1 pseudogene is annotated in these 519 nt (G+C 74.4%); it reads right to left on the reverse strand.

The features are described from left to right. Window positions 1-288, reverse strand: a pseudogene (locus tag CCN29_RS33130) (phosphatase PAP2 family protein); the annotation flags it as partial. Between the last annotated feature and the right edge of the window lie 231 nt (window positions 289-519).

Here is a 519-nt window from a genome sequence, read left to right on the forward strand (position 1 = left end):
GAGCAGGTTCGCCGACGCCGAGGCCACCGCTATGGCGCCGACCCCGGCGAGCGCGGCCCTGCGCGGGCGGGAGCCGGCCAGGGACAGCGCGCCGGCGATGGCGAACGAGATCTTGGAGTGGTCGGCCGCGTGGGAGAGCCGGCGCAGGGCGCGGTCGAGCGTCGGCGTCGGGGTGGCGGCGACCGCCGCGTACAGGGCGCCGTCCACCGCTCTGAGGTCGCTCAGCACCTCGGCGGCGATCCTGCGCAGTCCGTCGGCGGCCGGTACGGGTCTGGTGAGCTCGCTCATCTGTCTCTCCCAGGTGACGTCGTCCTGGGTGCCCACGGTACGCAAGATCCACGCGAAGGGCCCACCCGCCCCGGCCGGGAATTGACAGGGTACCCCCCGGGGGTATGGTGGAGTCATGAGGACTGGAGCGAGGATCACCGCGTTCGCCGCCGCGCTGGCCGCCACGTTCGGCACCGCCTACGGGGTCGGCCAGACCTTCGACCCGGTGGTCGCGGACCGGCCCCCGGCGCA

The sequence above is a fragment of the Streptomyces pseudogriseolus genome (genome assembly GCA_002154585.1).
Taxonomy (GTDB): domain Bacteria; phylum Actinomycetota; class Actinomycetes; order Streptomycetales; family Streptomycetaceae; genus Streptomyces; species Streptomyces pseudogriseolus.